A 16,028-nucleotide genomic window follows, 5' to 3' on the forward strand; every position below is an offset into this window, starting at 1 on the left:
GGGCCGCCCGGTCAGCCGGACGGCCCTTCGCGGAAACCGCTGGTCAGCGGCCGGTACCGCCGTAGACGACGGCCTCGACCTGCTCGGTGTCCAGGTCGAACGCGCGGTGCGCCTCGGCGACGGCGGTGTCCACGTCGTCCTGCGCGACCACGACCGAGATCCGGATCTCCGAGGTGGAGATCATCTCGATGTTGACGCCCGCGTCGGCGATCGCGCCGAAGAACTTGGCGGTGACGCCCGGGTGCGAGCGCATGCCCGCGCCGATCAGCGAGACCTTGCCGATCCGGTCGTCGAACCGCAGCGACTCGAAGCCGATCCGGTCCTTCAGCTTGTTCAGCGAGGTCAGCGCGGCCTGCCCGTCGGTCACCGGCAGCGTGAAGGAGATGTCGGTGCGCCCGGTGGACGCCGCGGACACGTTCTGCACGATCATGTCGATGTTGATCTCGGCCTCGGACAGCGCCGAGAAGATCGAGGCGGCCTCGCCGACCTTGTCCGGCACCCCCACCACGGTGATCTTGGCCTCGCTCCGGTCGTGCGCGACGCCGGAGATGATCGCCTGCTCCATCTCGTGCCCTTCGATCTCGCTGCTGTCGACGACCCAGGTGCCCTCCTTCGTGGAGAAGGAGGACCGGACGTGGATCGGCATGTTGTAACGGCGCGCGTACTCCACGCAGCGCAGGTGCAGGATCTTGGCCCCGGACGCGGCCATCTCCAGCATCTCCTCGTAGGAGATGCGCGGGATGCGCTGAGCGGCGGGGACGATCCGCGGGTCGGCGGTGAACACGCCGTCCACGTCGGTGTAGATCTCGCAGACGTCGGCGTCGAGCGCCGCGGCGAGCGCGACGGCCGTGGTGTCCGAGCCGCCGCGGCCGAGCGTGGTGATGTCCTTGGTGCCCTGGGACACGCCCTGGAATCCGGCGACGATGCAGATCGAGCCCTCGGTCAGGGCGGTCTGGATCCGGCCCGGCGTGACGTCGATGATCTTCGCCTTGCCGTGCGAGCCATCGGTGATCACGCCGGCCTGCGAGCCGGTGAACGAGCGGGCCTCGTGGCCCAGGTTGGAGATCGCCATGGCGAGCAGCGCCATCGAGATGCGCTCGCCGGCGGTGAGCAGCATGTCCAGCTCGCGCCCGGGGGGCAGCGGGGACACCTGCTTCGCCTTGTCGATCAGGTCGTCGGTCGTGTCACCCATCGCGGACACCACGACGACGACGTCGTTGCCCGCCTTCCGGGTCGCCACGATCCGCTGGGCCACCGCCTTGATGCGCTCGGCATCGGCGACGGAGGAGCCACCGTACTTCTGCACGACAAGGGCCACGGGCAGCGCTCCTCGGGTTCGGGATCAGGGGCTTTCCGGAGAGAGTCTACCGAGGCGGGGCAAAGTCATTACGACCAGGTAACCGTCAGCCTGAGACGTGATGTCCAGAATACGAGACACGGGTCGCTCGGAAGGCCGCCGCCGGCACCCCTCCCGGACGGACCGGCTCCCGCATCCGGGTCCATCCCGAGGCTGCCAGAAACGATCTTCGGGCGGCGCCGAAGGCGCCGAGGACGCGTCAGGGAGTCCGCCCGCCGGGCCGCCCGGAGCGTCAGGCCGCGGGGACGGCGGGCGCGATCCTCGGGCCCGTCCCGGTGAGGCCGAGGGCCCGGAAGGTGACGCGCTGGTCGAACCAGAGCAGCCCCACGGTGATCGCCGCCATCGTCAGGCCGAGCGCCAGGTGCATCGGAGCGCTGGTGACCTGCGCCCCGGCCGCGCCGAGCACGAGGTGCGCCCCGAGCCGGAGCCCGATCAGCGCGAAGAAGATCTTCCGCGTCCGGGCGTTCTTGAACATCGCCTTGATGAGCCGCCTCCGCCGCCGCAGGACGGTCAGCCCGACCACCATGTTGACCGCGCCGAGCGCCGCGAGCACCATCCAGGCGCCGTCCCAGGCCTTGAGCAGGTCGTACGCCGCCCCCATCGTCCCCTCGAACACGAAGAACCAGATCGGGAGGGGCTTGATGTCGCTCTGCTCGAGGGTCTCGCTCATGTCCTGCTCCAGGGTCCGTGTCCGCGTCCTGCCGACCCCTGAATCCTGTCGCGGAGGGCCCTTCCGGCGGCAGAACCATCCCTCCGGTCCTCGGCAGTACAAATGTCACAGCCGTCCGACAGCGCCGTTCTGTCGGTGGCGTCCGGCAGGATCGCGGGCGTGAGAATCACCAATGCCCAGGTGATCGGGCACACCTTCCTGGACGGAATGCTCGGCGACGGCTGCTTCTACCCGGATCACCTGGTCGCGAAGGGCCAGGCGATCCTGCGGCTGCTGTGCGCCCGGATCGAGGCCGCCCCTCCGGCCGACCTGGACGCCCTCTACGTCATGACGAACGCCGCGACCGAGCAGTTCAATGACCTCCAGGAGGAGTTCTTCGAGGCCGACAGCGAGTTCGAGACGATCGCCCGCGAGGTCATCGCGGAGGACTTCTTCTTCGTGGCCGAGTCCTACGGCTTCAAGGACGCCGACCCCGAGGAACTCGTCGCCGAACGCGACTGGTAGCCCGCACCGCACGCGGGCCACGCGACGGCACGCGGCCCGCGGAAGGCGAACGGGTCAGGCGGATCGGCCCGCCTTGAACGCGGCCGCGGTCTGGACGACGCGTCCGGCCTGGTGGCGGGCCGCCTGAAGGGTGTCCTCGCTGGGCGCGCCGGTGCCCGCCACGTGGGACGTCCCGTACGGGTTGCCCGTCTTGAACTGGATCGGGTCGGTGTAGCCAGGCGGGACGATGATGCCGCCCCAGTGGTAGAAGGTGTTCGCCAGCGCCAGGAGCGTGGACTCCTGCCCGCCGTGCGCCGTGTTGGACGCGGTGAACGCCGAGTACACCTTGTCCGCGAGCCCGCCCTGGAACCACAGGGGCCCGGCGTCCTCCATGAACGCCCGCAGCGCGCTGTGCGGGTTGCCGAAGCGGGTCGGGGTGCCGAACAGCACGGCGTCCGCCCAGGCCAGATCGTCGAGGGCGGCCTCCGGGACGTCCGCGGTGTTCCGGACGTGCTGGGCCCATTCCGGACGGGTGCCGACGACCTCCGGCGGTGCCGTCTCGGCGATCTTGCGCAGCCGGACGGTCGCGCCCGCCTTCTCCGCGCCCTCGGCGGCGGCCCCGGCCAGCGTGTGCAGGTTGCCCGTGGCGCTGTAGTAGATGATCGCGACGTTCACGGCTTCCACGATCGGTTCCTTCCCTCGTTCCGCGTTTCCTCCCGTGACGACGACGCGGCCCCGCGTTTTGTGAGGCGGAGGCCGCCCCGTGAGGCACACAACTCACGAGCTCGTCGGGGACGAACGATGGAAGTGGCCGACGTCCCGACGGCGATGCCCGCGCCCCCGGGAATCGCCGCCTAAGCGGAGTGGCGACTTTCCTCGGCTGGGGAAGCAGCGGATCCGGGGGGCCGGGCGTGTAAGTGGTGTGGAAAGCGACATGGTGGGAGCGATGCGCCCTCCCCGATCAAGCACGCACGAGCGCGAACGCGTGGACGACGCGTCGGCAGAGCTGGTGAGGCTGTTCCGCGAGCATCAGCTCGGGCTGGCGCGGACGGCCCTGATGATCGTCGGGGACCGGGCGACGGCCGAGGACGTGGTGCAGGACGCCTTCGTCGAGGCGCACCGCCGGATCGACCGGCTCAGGGACCCCGATCGGATGCTGCCCTACATCCGGGCCTCGGTGGTGAACCGGTGCCGGACCGTCCTGCGGAGACGGAGACTCGCGTTCTCCGTCGCGCGCGTGCACGAGCCTCCCGTGTGGTCGGCCGAGTCGGCCACGATCCTCGGCGAGGAGCGCCGGGAGGTGTTCCTCGCCTTACAGGGTCTCCCGCGCCGCCAGCGCGAAGCGCTGGTGCTGCGTTACTACCTGGATCTGAGCGAGTCCGAGATCGCCGAGGTCATGGGGATTCGCGGCAGCACCGTCAGGTCCACCACCGCGCGGGCGCTCGCCGCGCTCGCCACGCGTCTCGGGGAGAATCATGACCAGGACTGAAGAACGGCTCCGCGACGCCTTCCAGGACGCCGCCGAGACCATCCGGCCCGGATCCCTCACACCGCTCACCGTCCCGTCCCGGGCCAAGGCGCGTCGGAGCTGGGGCGTGCCGGTCGTCGTGGCCGGGCTGCTCGGGCTCATTCTGGTCGGCACTTCGCTGCTGGCCGGGGGGATGGGGAAGTCGTCCCGTCCGGCCGTCGGCTCGCGGATCCTCGCGGGCGCGCCCGAGCACGTTCTCGCGATCCGTCAGGGCCGCGCCCTCATCGAGGACGGCGCCGGGCACATGGTCGCGCGGATCGGCGGGGACCACTACGAGGCCGTCGCCGGGACGGGTGACGGGCGCGTGTTCTTCCTCGCGGCGGAGTCGGGGAAGGACACCTACTCCTTCTACCGCGTCACGCTCGGAGCGAGCGGCACTCCATCGCGTCCCGAGAAGGTGAGGACGGACGACCCCGTCCAGATGGACTCCGGACTCGGGAAGCCGGAGCGGTTCGCGGCCAGCCCGGACGGCTCCAGACTCGCCGTCGTCGGCGCGAACGGCGGAAGGTCCGAGATCCTCGTCATCGACGTTCGCACCGGCGCCCAGCACAGCATGGAACAGGTCGGTGACAGCCTTCCGGCCTCCAGCGCGACCTGGGCGCCGGACAACCGGACCCTCGGCTACATCGCCGCAGGCAGGGACGGCCGACCCACGCTGTTCCTGCTCGACACGAGCAGGGACCGGCTCACCCCGCGCGCCGTCCGGAGCGCCGCGATGCCGCAGGACGCGCTGATCAACGTCTTCGTCGTCGACCCGGACGGCCGCACGCTGACCGCCCAGGTGCAAGGCGCCAAGCACGGGCCCCGGGACGACGCCGACTACCGGCTCGTCCGGCTCTCGGCGGCGACCGGGGAGCCGACCGGCTGGACGGCCCGGCTGCCCAGCGACTCGTTCTTCGTGAAGCGGGACGCGACCGGGCGGCACTTCCTGCAGATCATCGACGGGCGTCTCGGACGCGTCGACGACGGCGGGTTCTCCTGGGTGTCCCCGGCGACCGACTACACCGACGCCGCCTGGTAGCCCGCACACCGGTTCGGCGGGTCTCGGCCGACCCGCCGAACCGGCACGGATCGGCGTCCGCCGGTCGTGCCCGGTCAGAGCGAACGCGACGCCCGGGTCAGACAGACTGGTGCCGCACGCCCTGCCAGACGGGCTGCACGCCCTGTCAGACGGCTGCCGGGGCCTCTTCGGAGACGTCCAGACGGGCGTTGGCGACGACCGCGTGCAGAGCGCGGAGCGCGGCCCCGGCGTGGTTGCCCCAGTGGTTGAAGTAGGAGTACTGCCACCACCAGAGCGCCTCCAACGGACGTCCCTGCTGGTAGTGCCGCAGGCCGTGGACGAGGTCGCTGGCGACGTCGACCAGGTCGTCCGACAGGCGGTAGGCGGTGGGTTCGGTGTCCTTGTACGGATCGAAGACCTCGACGTACTCGTCGAGGTCGTGGAGCCGTTCGCCGAGGCCCTGGCGGACCTGGTCGAGGTCCGGGTCGTCGCCGACCTCGGGCTCCCAGTTGTCCGGCAGGATCACGTCCGCGCTCGCGCCGAGCTGGGCGCCCGCCAGGATGACCTGGGACACCTCCAGCAGCAGCATCGGCACGGTGTGCGACCCGGCCTCGCCGCGCGCGACGGCCTCCAGCCCGCCCAGGTAGTTCTCCACGTGGCAGGCCACGCGCTCGGCCAGGGTGTTCCAGTCCTGCGGGCTGTTTGCGTCAGACATCGAGCAGCCTCCGTCCTTCGAATGCGCGGCCCAACGTGACCTCGTCCGCGTACTCCAGGTCGCCGCCCACCGGAAGGCCGCTGGCCAGGCGGGTGACGGTGAGGCCCATGGGCTTCACGAGCCGCGCGAGGTAGGTTGCGGTGGCCTCCCCCTCCAGGTTGGGGTCGGTCGCCAGGATCAGCTCCGTCACCGTCCCGTCCGCGAGCCGCTGCATCAGTTCGCGGATCCGCAGGTCCTCGGGGCCGACGCCCTCGATGGGGCTGATCGCCCCGCCGAGCACGTGGTACCGGCCGCGGAACTCGCGGGTCTTCTCGATCGCGACCACGTCCTTGGACTCCTCGACCACGCAGATCACCTGCGGGTCGCGACGCGGGTCACGGCAGATGCGGCACTCCTCCTCCTCGGCGACGTTGCCGCACGTCTTGCAGAAGCGGACCTTGTCCTTGACCTCCTTGAGCGCGCGACCGAGGCGCTCGACGTCGGCGGGGTCCGCGGCCAGGAGGTGGAAGGCGATCCGCTGCGCGCTCTTGGGGCCGACGCCGGGCAGACGGCCCAGTTCGTCGATGAGGTTCTGAACGACCCCTTCGTACAACGGTCGCATCCTTCCTGGTCAGAGGTGGTGGGGGGTGGTGGGCGGGCTCTGTCCGCCCACACGGGGGTGGTGGCGTTCTCGGTCTGGGGCTCGGGGCTCGGTGTGCTCGAGGCAGGGAGGGGGCGAGTGTCCTAGTCGGACGTTCCGGGCATCTGGGGTCCGCCGAGCCCGCCGCCGCCGGGGAAGCCCGGAAGGCCGGGGATGCCGCCTTCGCCGCCCATGCCGGGGATGCCGCCTGGCAGTCCCTCGGTGAGGGGGCTCATCGTCTCCTGCTGGAGTTCCTGTGCGGCGCGTCCGGCGTCCCGGATCGCGGCGAGGACCAGGTCGGCGACCGTCTCGGCGGTGTCGGCCGGGTCGTCGGCGTCGATCACCTTCGGGTCGATGGTGAGGCCGGTGACCTCACCCTGGCCGTTCACCGTGGCCGTGACCAGCCCACCGCCCGCCGTGCCGGTGACCTCGGCCTCGGCGAGTTCCTGCTGGGCGTCCATGAGCTGCTGCTGCATGCGCTGCGCCTGCTGCAACAGGTCCTGGATGTTGAATCCACCGGGTTCCACGGTGAGCTCCGTTCCGTCGCATCCCTCAACCTGACGCGGACCGTGTGCGGCCCGTCCGCCCGGCACCGGACGTTTGTCTACCTGAGACTACGGGTTTGAAACCGGATGCGGTATTCACCGCCCCGGCGCCTCGGATCGGACGACCCGTCCGATCGTTCCACGGGGCGCACCGTCCCGATCGTCCGCCGGGACGCCCTTCCTCCCCACCCCTGCACGTCGCCGAGGAACACGTCCAAGGCACGCGTCAGGCATGGCTGGGAGCGCACACCGGGAAGGGGCGGACAGGCGCGCGGACGTCGCCGATCAGGTGTTGTCGATCTCGCGGATGATCGTGCCGCCGAGCTCGCGCTGGATCAGCGCCATGCCGCCGGCCTCGGCCTCCGTGCCGTCGTAGTCGGCGTCGCCTTCCGGGTCGACCACGTCGATGTCGTCCGGCGGGCCGGGCTCGGACGGAGGCGGAGGCTCGTCCGGCGGCGGCGGGAGCGGCCCGGGATCCGATGAGGCGCTGGAGCCGCCGTTCGAGCCGCCCGGCCTGCTCGCCGGCACACCCTGTCCCGCCCGCGCCTGGCCGGAGCCGGACGATCCGGGGGCCGCCTGCGCGGGCGGCGAGGGCTGAGCGGGCGCCGGGACGGACGGACTCTGCGGCGGCCCGGACGGACGCGGCCCCTGAGCGGGCGGCGGCGCCGGGGTGGACGCGCCGGCGAATCCGGCGGCCGGAACGCCGCCGCCTCCCCCGTTGCCTCCGCCGAAGCCTCCGGCGGGTCCGGACCGTCCGCCGCCGGGGCCGGCCGGAGCCGCGCCGCCGAGGACGGCCTCGATGCGCCAGTCGACGCCCAGCCGCTCCCGGAGCACCTCGCGCAGGACGGTGTCACGGTTGCCCGCGGTGAAGTTCTTGAGCGCTCCCTCGGCCTCGAAGGAGAGGGTGAGCTGGTTCCCGACCAACCCGACCGGCCGGACCCCGTTCATGATCGAAACCCAGGCGACGCGGCTCTTGAACTTCACCGCCTCGATGATCTCGGGCCAGCGCTGCTGGACCGCCGACACGTCCCCGCCACCGTCCTGCGCGGCCGGGGCGGCAGAAGCGCCGCCGCCTGCACCCGAAGCAGGCCACCCGGAAGCGGAGCCGCTCGCCGCAGCCCCGGAGGCCGAGACCCCGGCACCCCTGGATCCGGAGCCCGCAGCCCCGGTCACCTGCCCCGCGGAACCACCGATCCCGGAACCGCCTGCGCCCGAACCACCGGAACCCGCAGCGCCAGAGGCCGCAGCACCGGCAGCCCCAACGCCTGAGCCTCCAGCCCCCGAGTCCCCGACACCGTGACCAGCGGCACTGGGCACCCCAGCGCCTGAGGCACCGGAACCCCCTGCGCCGGAAGCACCGGGAACTCCTGTGCCGGAAGCACCAGTGCCAGGAGCACCGGGCGCGCGGTTATCCACAGAACCGCGCTCGCCTTCCACTGCTCCTGTGGGGCGTTGGACACTGGAAGTGGGGTCGCCCCCCTGGGCGGGCGGGGGTTGCTGGGACACGCGAGGTTGCTGCGCCGCGAGAGGTTGCGCCACCCCACCCGAGGCCATCCCCATGCCGACACCGGCACCGCCGCCGCCGCCGCCCTGCGCCAAGCCTCCGGAAGCCGCGGCCCGCTCAAGCCGATCGAGCCGGGCCATCAGGGACGCCTCGTCCCCGTACGCCCCGGGCAGCAGAATCCGCGCCGCCATCAGTTCGAGCAGCAGCCGGGGCGAGGTCGCCCCCCGCATCTCCGTCAGCCCGGTGTGCAGCAGGTCCGCGGCCCGCGTGAGCTCCGCCGGCCCGAGCGACGACGCCTGCCGCCGCATCTGCTCCAGCTCGTCCGACGGGACGTTCAGCAGCCCCGATCCCCCGGCCTCCGGCACGTTCGACAGGATGACCAGGTCCCGGACGCGTTCCAGCAGGTCGGCCGCGAACCGCCGCGGGTCCTGCCCGCTCTCGACCACCCGGTCGATCGCCGCGAAGACGGCTCCGCCGTCCCGCGCCGCGAACGCCCCGATCACCTCGTCCAGCAGCGCCGAGTCGGTGTATCCGAGCAGCGACACCGCGCGCGTGTACGTGATGCCCTTCTCGTCCGACCCGGCGAGCAGCTGGTCCAGGATCGACAGCGTGTCCCGCGCGGACCCTGCGCCGGCGCGCACCGCGAGCGGCAGCGCGGCGGTCTCGTAGGGAACGTCCTCGCTCTGCAGGATCTCCTCGACGAGCTCCTGCAGGGTCCCCGGCGGGATGAGCCGGAACGGGTAGTGATGCGTGCGCGACCGGATCGTCCCGATGACCTTCTCGGGCTCGGTGGTCGCGAAGACGAACTTCAGGTGCGGCGGGGGCTCCTCGACGAGCTTCAGCAGCGCGTTGAAGCCCTCCCGGGTGACCATGTGCGCCTCGTCGATGATGTACACCTTGAAGCGCGCGGCCACCGGCGCGAAGAAGGCGCGTTCCCGCAGGTCACGGGCATCGTCGACACCACCGTGGGACGCGGCGTCGATCTCGATGACGTCGATGTGGCCCGTTCCGGTGGGCCCGAGCGCGACACACGAGTCGCAGACCCCGCACGGGTCGGGCGTCGGCCCCTGCTCGCAGTTCAGCGATCGCGCCAGGATGCGCGCGGACGAGGTCTTGCCGCATCCGCGCGGCCCGCTGAAGAGGTAGGCGTGATTGATCCGCCCGTTGCGCAACGCCTGCTGCAACGGCTCGGCGACGTGTTCCTGCCCCTTGAGTTCGGCGAACGTCGCTGGACGGTACTTGCGGTACAGAGCCAGGCTCATCGGGGGCCGCCCTCCCAAAAGCAGCAGAGCGTCAGAAGCGAAAAGGACCCCCCGCACACCCGCCAGAGCCTGCTTATCCTTGCTGCCTTCCGGCCCTGGGGAGGTTCACAGGGTGACGCCGTGCGAGGGGTCTGCCCAGAGTCTATGGCATCCCCGGTCCCGCTCGCGCCTCCTCCCGGACACCGCCCGGACGTAAGCTCCGCCCTCATGACGGACAACACCCCCTCCCCACCACCCGAAACCGTCCTGCACATCGCCGAGCGCCACCACTGGGAATCCGCCCGTTCCTCCGGCGCGCCGTACGCGATGTCCACCCGGGGCCGGACGCTGGACGACGAGGGCTTCATCCACTGCTCCTCCGACCTGGACCAGGTTCGAACCGTCCTGAGGGCCTTCTACAGCGACGTTCCCCCGTCCGACCTGGCCCTCCTGAAGATCGACACGACCGGCCTGGACGTCCGCCTGGAGCCCGCCGACGGCAACCTCTTCCCCCATGTCTACGGCCCGATCCCGCCTTCGGCGGTAATTGAGGTCCGAGCAGTCCCCGAAACCCGGTAAGCTCGTCTGCGGAGGATTCGCCTAGTGGCCTAGGGCGCACGCTTGGAAAGCGTGTTGGGGGCAACCCCTCACGAGTTCAAATCTCGTATCCTCCGCCAGCCTGAACAGGCTAAACGCGATGAGGGCGGCACCCACGGGTGCCGCCCTCACTGCGTTCTAGTCTCAGTTTCAGTCTCAGTTGCCCTCGCGGAAGCTCAGCCAAGGCCGGACTCGGCCCCCACCCCTGGAGGCCGAGCCGGACCAGCTACCTCCCTCTGGCTTCGAAGGCTCCGAGCCCGCCCAGGATGCCGAAGATCACCGTGACGCTTGCCGCAAAAACGCGTTGGCACGTCGAGGAGCGCGGCCCGCGAGCGGTCGGTCCGCCGCGCGAGCGCCCCCAGCCCTGACCGGCGGGTTCGTCGCCGGTCTCGCCGGGAGGTTCTTTCTGCCCATCCGTGCGGGCACGCCTCCCGGCCGCATGCTGATGTGTCCGCGCGATCGTGGAATCCACGCCGACCTCCAAGGTGATCAGAACCACCACATCCACCCGGGCCTGCAGCGCGGTGGTGATCCACAGCCGAACCCTGACCCGCTGCCAGTGGCAGAGCACCGAGTACACCGCCCGCCAGGAGCCGCGACATTCCGACACATCCCGGCTGGGTTCGCGGCTACGCCAGCCAGGTGCGGCCGGCGAGCGCCGTGCTCGATGGATACCGCCATGGCGTCGGTGACGCTTTGGGCGCCATCCAAGGCGCAGAGGGCGAAAGGATAATTCAAAGACCACGGGTTATTCTTGTCGTCATGCCGCCGACGCGGCTCCTGTGACGCGACTGGCGGGTCCACCACGAGTCTTTGGAGCGGTCGACGCGGGTTGCAATTCGGACAATGCTTCACCCTTGGTGGAATACCTCCCACGTCAACACTGATCGTGGGCATCTGTTGTGATATCAATCACCCTCGTGACGTGCATTTATCTCAGCTATTAGCCTGCTATCGTCCCTGACTCGAACCAGCAGGAAGCCTCACGTAGGGAGTGATTCCATGGAAGGTTACACGCCGGAAGAATGGGAGCTGGTGGCCTCCGGTCCCGCACTGGCGATGCTGGGTGCGATCAAGGCCGACCCGACGCCCATATCAATGGCGCGCGAGTTTGTGGAAACGGGGAAGGTGCTAATTTCGGGCGCTAGTGACTTTCCGCAGAGCGTACTGATCAAGGAGATCTGCTCTTACCTCGCCGACAAAGACACTGAGGTGCACGAGAAGGCCAATGGGACACTGTCGGAGGAATTCTTCCTCGGCGAGCTGGCCAAGGCCATTCCGGTGGTACGTGCGAAGAGCGGGGAGCAGGAGGCACAGAACTACATCGATTTCACCCGGCACGCCGCGAAGCGCATAACGGAAGCGTCGGGCGAAAAGCTCTTCGGGACAGGCGAAAAAGTCAGCGACAAGGAGCAGGCGTTCCTGGAGCGTCTGGAGAAGGTACTCGTCGACTGACCCGTCCACGCGTCGGTTCGCCGACGTTCGCCGCTGTTCGGCAGAGGTCGCCGCTTCACTCCTGCGCAGGTCACAGGAGGTACCAGACCCACTCCGGACACGCAGCCACAGACCTGGAAAGCCTGTTGGGGGCAACCCCTCACGAGTTCAGATCTCGCATCCCCCGCCAGGGTGAACGCGATGAGGGCGGCACCCACGGGTGCCGCCCTCACTGCTTTGGGTCTCCATTGCCCACGCCGCCCCCGGAACCGACCAGGAACACCCGCCTCGGACGCCGATCGCGGGCGCCTCGACCAGGATTCCAGGAACATCGGCCGAGGTCAGGGCGGTGCCTCCTGTCCAGTGGACAACACTCCCTCGCCGACCAGCACAAAGAGTTAAGAATCTGTTACATGCTGTGATGATCGGTCGGGTGTCTCCTCCCGACCCGGGTGAGCGGAAGGAGCCCGCGCGCATGAACATCACCCGCACGAACCTCCGGCGCCGTCTACCTCGCGCGGCGGGTGCCGTCGCGGTCCTTCAACTCCAAGGGCAGCAGCCGGGCCAGCTCATCGGGCAAGTTGTACAAGTACACCTGGTCCCGAGACAACGAAGGCTCGATCGTCCTGAAGTTCGCTGGAAGTCGCGGCCCCTTCGATCCGCGCTACAGACTCGCCCCCCACTGCGCTGGCAGCAGCACCCACGTCGACAACCTCATCGGCGACGGGAGCAAAACAACCCAACTCGTCATGAGCTACCACTTCCTCAACTACTGACCCTGCGCCCCTGTCCCGGCTTCACCGGACAGAAGGACCCCAACGAAGCGGGCCGACGGCACCGCCGTCACACGGACCGGACGTTGACGCCAGTCCTGTTACGGGCACGCCGGCATGGACGTCCGGGGGGAACTGCGCTCCCTTCGTCGCCCTGTCGTCCGGTCCGGGCCTCGTCGTCCGGACCGGACGACGAGCCCATGGGAGGAGGCGGGGCGAGCCGTTGAAGTCCGGGCAGTCCGGGGCGCGGACAGCAGTCTTCAGCGGAGGGGAATTGGTGCCGCCGGGTGTGTTCGGAACACGTGAGCGGCCGTGGGCCGGGCCGGGGTGCGCCTCGGATGTCCCCGTTTGGCCGTGTCAGCCCCCGCTCAACAGGCTCGCACGGCCCGATGACATGATCACGGCATGCGTTTCGTGGACTCTGACACCTTTACCGCCGATCGCGCATGGGGTGCGCTCGACATCGCCGAGGTCGACGGCGCCACGGTCCGGTTGCACTGGACCGACCAGCCCTACATCTGGCATCTCAACGATGGCCCCGAGGTCTTCGTGGTTCTTGATGGCGCTGTTGACATGCACTACCGCCAGGACGGCCAGGAGCTGGTCGAGCACCTCACTCCCGGCCGCATCTGCTACGCCGACGTGGGCGACGAGCATGTCGCCCATCCCGCGCCGGAGGCGCGCATCCTCGTGATCGAACGCAAGGGCAGCATCTAGTCCCGAGCATTTGCCAGGGCTGAGCGTGTCGGTGAGCTCAGCGAGAGGGCCTGTCACCCATCGGGGGACAGGCCCTTCGGCGTTCAGGCGGACATGCGTTCGCTGGGCCAGGCCAGGGCCAGTGGGTAGCGGTATTCGATGCCGCCGTGGCCGGCATCGAAGAGCTCGAAGTAGATCCGGTCGTCCGGGACGCCGACGGCCTTGAGGGCTCGCCGGAACGCGGTGGCGCCGTAGTCCAGGTACCCGCCATACAGGTCGCGCAGCAGGCGGGAACGGCGGGGCAGCTCGTTTCGGTAGCCGACGTCGAACAGCGCGCCTCCCGCGTGGGTGGCGAGCGCGCCGAACAGGTCCGGCCGCAGCATCGGGGTGACCATCGCGCAGTAGCCGCCGGTGCTCTTTCCTGCCAGTGCCCGGTGGTCGCGGTCGGCCACGGTGCGGTAGCGGGCGTCGACGAACGGCACGATCTCGTCGCAGAGGTAGGAGCGGTAGCGGCCGGTGGCGGGCGAGTCGAGGAACTGGCTGCCGCCGAACGACGTCCAGCCGTCGGCGAAGACCACGATCGCGGGCAGCGCCTCACCGCTCGCGAACAGCGCGTCGACCAGCTCCGGATACGGCTGCCGGAACGCCGCCCGGTTGAACCACGTGCCCGCGTGCCGTCCCGACGGATTTTTCACCGGCTGCTCGCCGTCCGGCCGTCCGGCCGTCCGGCGCAGCCGCGGGCTGGAGTCGGTCGGCGGGCGCGGCGTCGGAGGCGGGGAAGCGGGTGTCGCGGTCCGGTTCTGGGGTCGTCGGCCGGCCCGAGATGTATCCGCGGACGGACGGCCTTTGTCCAGGCAACGTCAAGCGTCCGATCAGACGTTTCACATATGCCCTGGTCAGCGGCACATTTGACACTTTGACGACATCAATCCGTTGTTGACATCCGCGAGATCCATGACGCTTTCGACCTTGTGAGCCACCGGTGCCGGCGGCTCGGTCCGGGACATCGCCTACGTCCGCAACGGGAGACCCGATGAAGCTGTCCTCAAGCGTCGCCGTGCTCGCGACGGCCGTGCTGCTCGCCTCCGCGACGGAGGCGTCGGCGGCGCCGGCGCCTCCGTCCAAGGCGCTTCCGAGCGTGAACATGGAGGCCGTCGTCAAGGCGGCCCAGATCGATCCGCGGCGGCCCGACAACACCCTGACGCCGGGGGCGAAGGCCAGCGTCCTGCTCGTGGAGCGGGCGCTGTCCGACCGGCACCTGCTCGACAAGAAGTGGGTGGACGGCTACTTCGGCACCACGACGATCGCCGCCTACGCCAGGTACCAGCAGTCGCTGGGCTACAGCGGACTCGGCGCCAACGGGCTCCCGGGGAAGACGTCGCTCGCCAAGCTCGGCGAAGGACGTTTCAAGGTCACCCACGTCCTCACGCCGGGACCGCGGGTGCGCGTCGGGAAGTTCGTCGTCGACGCCCGCACGCAGGCCATGCTCACCGCGGCCAAGCGGCTGCTGCACCGGAACCTCGTCCTGGACCAGGGGTCCTACAACCCCGGCGGCGACCCCACGTCCGCGGGCACCCACGACGGCGGCGGCGTCGTCGACGTCAACGTCAAGGGGATGAGCCCCGCCACGCGCACCAAGGTGGCCAAGGCGCTGCGGCAGGTCGGCTTCGCGGCCTGGGTCCGCAACCCCTCGCAGGGCGACTGGCCGTGGCACATCCACGCCGCCGCGATCAGCGACACCGACCTGTCCAGCCAGGCCCAGCACCAGATCGGCGACTACTACCTCGGCGAGAACGGCCTCGCCGGCCACGGTCCGGACGACGGGCCGAAGGTGCCCATCCGCACCTGGGAGGAGTACCTGCGCCTTCGCTGACCGTCCGGAATCCCGAAGCACGAAACCCGAACCCCCGCATCCCAGAGAGAAGGAGATCAGTCATGCGTGCCTTCAACAAGATCCTCGCCGCGTCGGCCGCCGTGGCGGCGCTCACCGGGACCGTAGTCGCCGCCGCTTCGCCCGCCATGGCGGCGGGACGCAACGGAGTCTGTGACGACGGCGAATTCTGCCTCTACTTCAACAGCAACCAGAGCGGTTCGGTCTCCGACTTCACCGGCTCGGTTTCCGACTACGGCGCCAAGCAGCCCTCCTGCTACGACTTCAAGGGCGCGGGCAACGGCAAGGGCCTCTGCGTCAAGAACAACGCCGCCTCCGTGTGGAACCGCACCGGCGGGACCGTCACCGTCTACTACAACAGCCGCTACGGCGGCCACTCCCAGAGCTTCGGCTCGGGCGTCAGGGCCAACCTGGACTCCACGCTGAAGAACGAGAACGCCTCGCACCAGTTCGGCGGCTCCACCCCGCCGCCTTCCTCGAAGACAAACATGTCGTGGGCGCTGTACCAGACCAGCGGCGGCCACATCTCCTGCTACTTCGACGGTTACGGCAGCACGAGGGGACGCCACGAGGGCATCGACATCACCCGCCGCATCGGCTCGGAGGTCCACGCCCTGGTCGGTGGCAAGGTCATCACGGTCCGCCGGGGCTACAACGGCGCGAAGGGCCTCTCCACCATCGCCGTCTACAACTCCTCGCTGAACAAGACGATCATCTACCTGCACACCAACCCGGGCTCGATCCACGAAGGGCAGATGATCAGCCGCGGGCAGGTCATCGCCACCGAGGCCTACCACGGGGTGTCGTATGCCGGCGGCGCTCACACCCATGTCGAGATGCGGCTGGGCTACAAGACGCTCGCGGCCAAGAGCGTCGACGACTGGAACCTCGAGAACCCGAACCCGAACTCGTTCTGGGTCTCCCAGGGCTACAACGTCCGATAACGCGCCCCTGTCCTCCTCAAGCGAAGGATGA

17 protein-coding genes, 1 tRNA gene and 1 other RNA gene are annotated in these 16,028 nt (G+C 69.7%); 9 read left to right on the plus strand and 10 right to left on the minus strand.

Annotation, left to right across the window (positions count from 1 at the left end; all coding sequences use genetic code 11):
* Positions 1-43: 43 nt before the first annotated feature.
* A complete protein-coding gene (locus AB0L06_RS11035) occupies positions 44-1,318 on the minus strand; it encodes an aspartate kinase (protein ID WP_500230784.1) in 1,275 nt (424 codons plus the stop codon).
* Between the two features lie 271 nt (positions 1,319-1,589).
* The gene (locus tag AB0L06_RS11040) at positions 1,590-2,027 is read right to left on the minus strand and encodes a hypothetical protein (RefSeq protein WP_500230785.1); all 438 of its coding nucleotides are present in this window, start codon (positions 2,025-2,027) and stop codon (positions 1,590-1,592) included.
* A 159-nt stretch (positions 2,028-2,186) separates the two neighbouring features.
* On the opposite strand from AB0L06_RS11040, the gene AB0L06_RS11045 reads away from it, so the two are divergent.
* Positions 2,187-2,531, plus strand: coding sequence for a DUF5713 family protein (locus AB0L06_RS11045; RefSeq protein WP_500230786.1), 345 nt, complete (start codon positions 2,187-2,189; stop codon positions 2,529-2,531).
* A 54-nt stretch (positions 2,532-2,585) separates the two neighbouring features.
* On the opposite strand, the gene wrbA is transcribed toward AB0L06_RS11045, so the two are convergent.
* Complete coding sequence (wrbA, locus tag AB0L06_RS11050) at positions 2,586-3,194, minus strand: NAD(P)H:quinone oxidoreductase (protein ID WP_500230787.1); 609 nt, start codon at positions 3,192-3,194, stop codon at positions 2,586-2,588.
* Between the two features lie 262 nt (positions 3,195-3,456).
* On the opposite strand from wrbA, the gene AB0L06_RS11055 reads away from it, so the two are divergent.
* Together AB0L06_RS11055 and AB0L06_RS11060 are read left to right on the plus strand one after the other, a co-directional pair.
* Positions 3,457-3,999, plus strand: a complete 543-nt coding sequence (locus tag AB0L06_RS11055; protein ID WP_500230788.1) for a SigE family RNA polymerase sigma factor — start codon at positions 3,457-3,459, stop codon at positions 3,997-3,999.
* The gene (locus tag AB0L06_RS11060) at positions 3,986-5,059 is read left to right on the plus strand and encodes a hypothetical protein (protein WP_500230789.1); all 1,074 of its coding nucleotides are present in this window, start codon (positions 3,986-3,988) and stop codon (positions 5,057-5,059) included. Before AB0L06_RS11055 ends, AB0L06_RS11060 begins: the two co-directional genes overlap by 14 nt.
* Before the next feature lie 145 nt (positions 5,060-5,204).
* Here the strand turns inward: AB0L06_RS11060 and AB0L06_RS11065 are convergent, their stop codons facing one another.
* The 5 genes from AB0L06_RS11065 to ffs form a co-directional block, all read right to left on the minus strand.
* The gene (locus AB0L06_RS11065) at positions 5,205-5,753 is read right to left on the minus strand and encodes a DUF5063 domain-containing protein (RefSeq protein WP_500230790.1); all 549 of its coding nucleotides are present in this window, start codon (positions 5,751-5,753) and stop codon (positions 5,205-5,207) included.
* Entirely contained in the window at positions 5,746-6,345 is a 600-nt protein-coding gene (gene recR / locus AB0L06_RS11070; protein WP_500230791.1) for a recombination mediator RecR, read from the minus strand. Before recR ends, AB0L06_RS11065 begins: the two co-directional genes overlap by 8 nt.
* Before the next feature lie 131 nt (positions 6,346-6,476).
* Positions 6,477-6,899: a YbaB/EbfC family nucleoid-associated protein gene (locus AB0L06_RS11075; protein ID WP_500230792.1), complete on the minus strand. Its 423-nt coding sequence runs from the start codon at positions 6,897-6,899 to the stop codon at positions 6,477-6,479.
* A gap of 303 nt (positions 6,900-7,202) precedes the next feature.
* On the minus strand, positions 7,203-9,683 hold the full coding sequence (locus AB0L06_RS11080; protein WP_500230793.1) for a DNA polymerase III subunit gamma and tau: 2,481 nt from the start codon (positions 9,681-9,683) through the stop codon (positions 7,203-7,205).
* 39 nt (positions 9,684-9,722) lie between these two features.
* An RNA gene (ffs, locus tag AB0L06_RS11085) (signal recognition particle sRNA small type) lies at positions 9,723-9,818 on the minus strand.
* A 72-nt stretch (positions 9,819-9,890) separates the two neighbouring features.
* On the opposite strand from ffs, the gene AB0L06_RS11090 reads away from it, so the two are divergent.
* Both AB0L06_RS11090 and AB0L06_RS11095 read left to right on the plus strand, forming a co-directional pair.
* The gene (locus tag AB0L06_RS11090; protein WP_500230794.1) at positions 9,891-10,241 is read left to right on the plus strand and encodes a DUF952 domain-containing protein; all 351 of its coding nucleotides are present in this window, start codon (positions 9,891-9,893) and stop codon (positions 10,239-10,241) included.
* A 10-nt stretch (positions 10,242-10,251) separates the two neighbouring features.
* Positions 10,252-10,339 (plus strand) — tRNA-Ser (locus AB0L06_RS11095).
* 146 nt (positions 10,340-10,485) lie between these two features.
* On the opposite strand, the gene AB0L06_RS11100 is transcribed toward AB0L06_RS11095, so the two are convergent.
* Positions 10,486-10,839 carry a hypothetical protein gene (locus AB0L06_RS11100; protein ID WP_500230795.1) on the minus strand — a complete coding sequence of 118 codons (354 nt, stop codon included), beginning with the start codon at positions 10,837-10,839 and terminating at the stop codon, positions 10,486-10,488.
* A 422-nt stretch (positions 10,840-11,261) separates the two neighbouring features.
* Here AB0L06_RS11100 and AB0L06_RS11105 point away from each other — a divergent pair, with 422 nt between their 5' ends.
* On the plus strand, positions 11,262-11,714 hold the full coding sequence (locus tag AB0L06_RS11105; protein WP_500230796.1) for a hypothetical protein: 453 nt from the start codon (positions 11,262-11,264) through the stop codon (positions 11,712-11,714).
* 1,157 nt (positions 11,715-12,871) lie between these two features.
* Complete coding sequence (locus tag AB0L06_RS11110; protein WP_500230797.1) at positions 12,872-13,183, plus strand: cupin domain-containing protein; 312 nt, start codon at positions 12,872-12,874, stop codon at positions 13,181-13,183.
* Between the two features lie 83 nt (positions 13,184-13,266).
* Here AB0L06_RS11110 and AB0L06_RS11115 read toward each other — a convergent pair whose 3' ends face one another.
* On the minus strand, positions 13,267-13,857 hold the full coding sequence (locus tag AB0L06_RS11115) for an alpha/beta hydrolase (RefSeq protein WP_500230798.1): 591 nt from the start codon (positions 13,855-13,857) through the stop codon (positions 13,267-13,269).
* A 338-nt stretch (positions 13,858-14,195) separates the two neighbouring features.
* Here AB0L06_RS11115 and AB0L06_RS11120 point away from each other — a divergent pair, with 338 nt between their 5' ends.
* Both AB0L06_RS11120 and AB0L06_RS11125 read left to right on the plus strand, forming a co-directional pair.
* On the plus strand, positions 14,196-15,035 hold the full coding sequence (locus AB0L06_RS11120; RefSeq protein ID WP_500230799.1) for a peptidoglycan-binding domain-containing protein: 840 nt from the start codon (positions 14,196-14,198) through the stop codon (positions 15,033-15,035).
* 62 nt (positions 15,036-15,097) lie between these two features.
* On the plus strand, positions 15,098-15,997 hold the full coding sequence (locus tag AB0L06_RS11125) for a peptidase inhibitor family I36 protein (RefSeq protein ID WP_500230800.1): 900 nt from the start codon (positions 15,098-15,100) through the stop codon (positions 15,995-15,997).
* The last annotated feature ends 31 nt before the right edge of the window (positions 15,998-16,028 follow it).

The sequence above is a fragment of the Spirillospora sp. NPDC052269 genome, from assembly GCF_040679435.1.
In the GTDB taxonomy this organism is placed as follows: Bacteria; Actinomycetota; Actinomycetes; order Streptosporangiales; family Streptosporangiaceae; genus Spirillospora.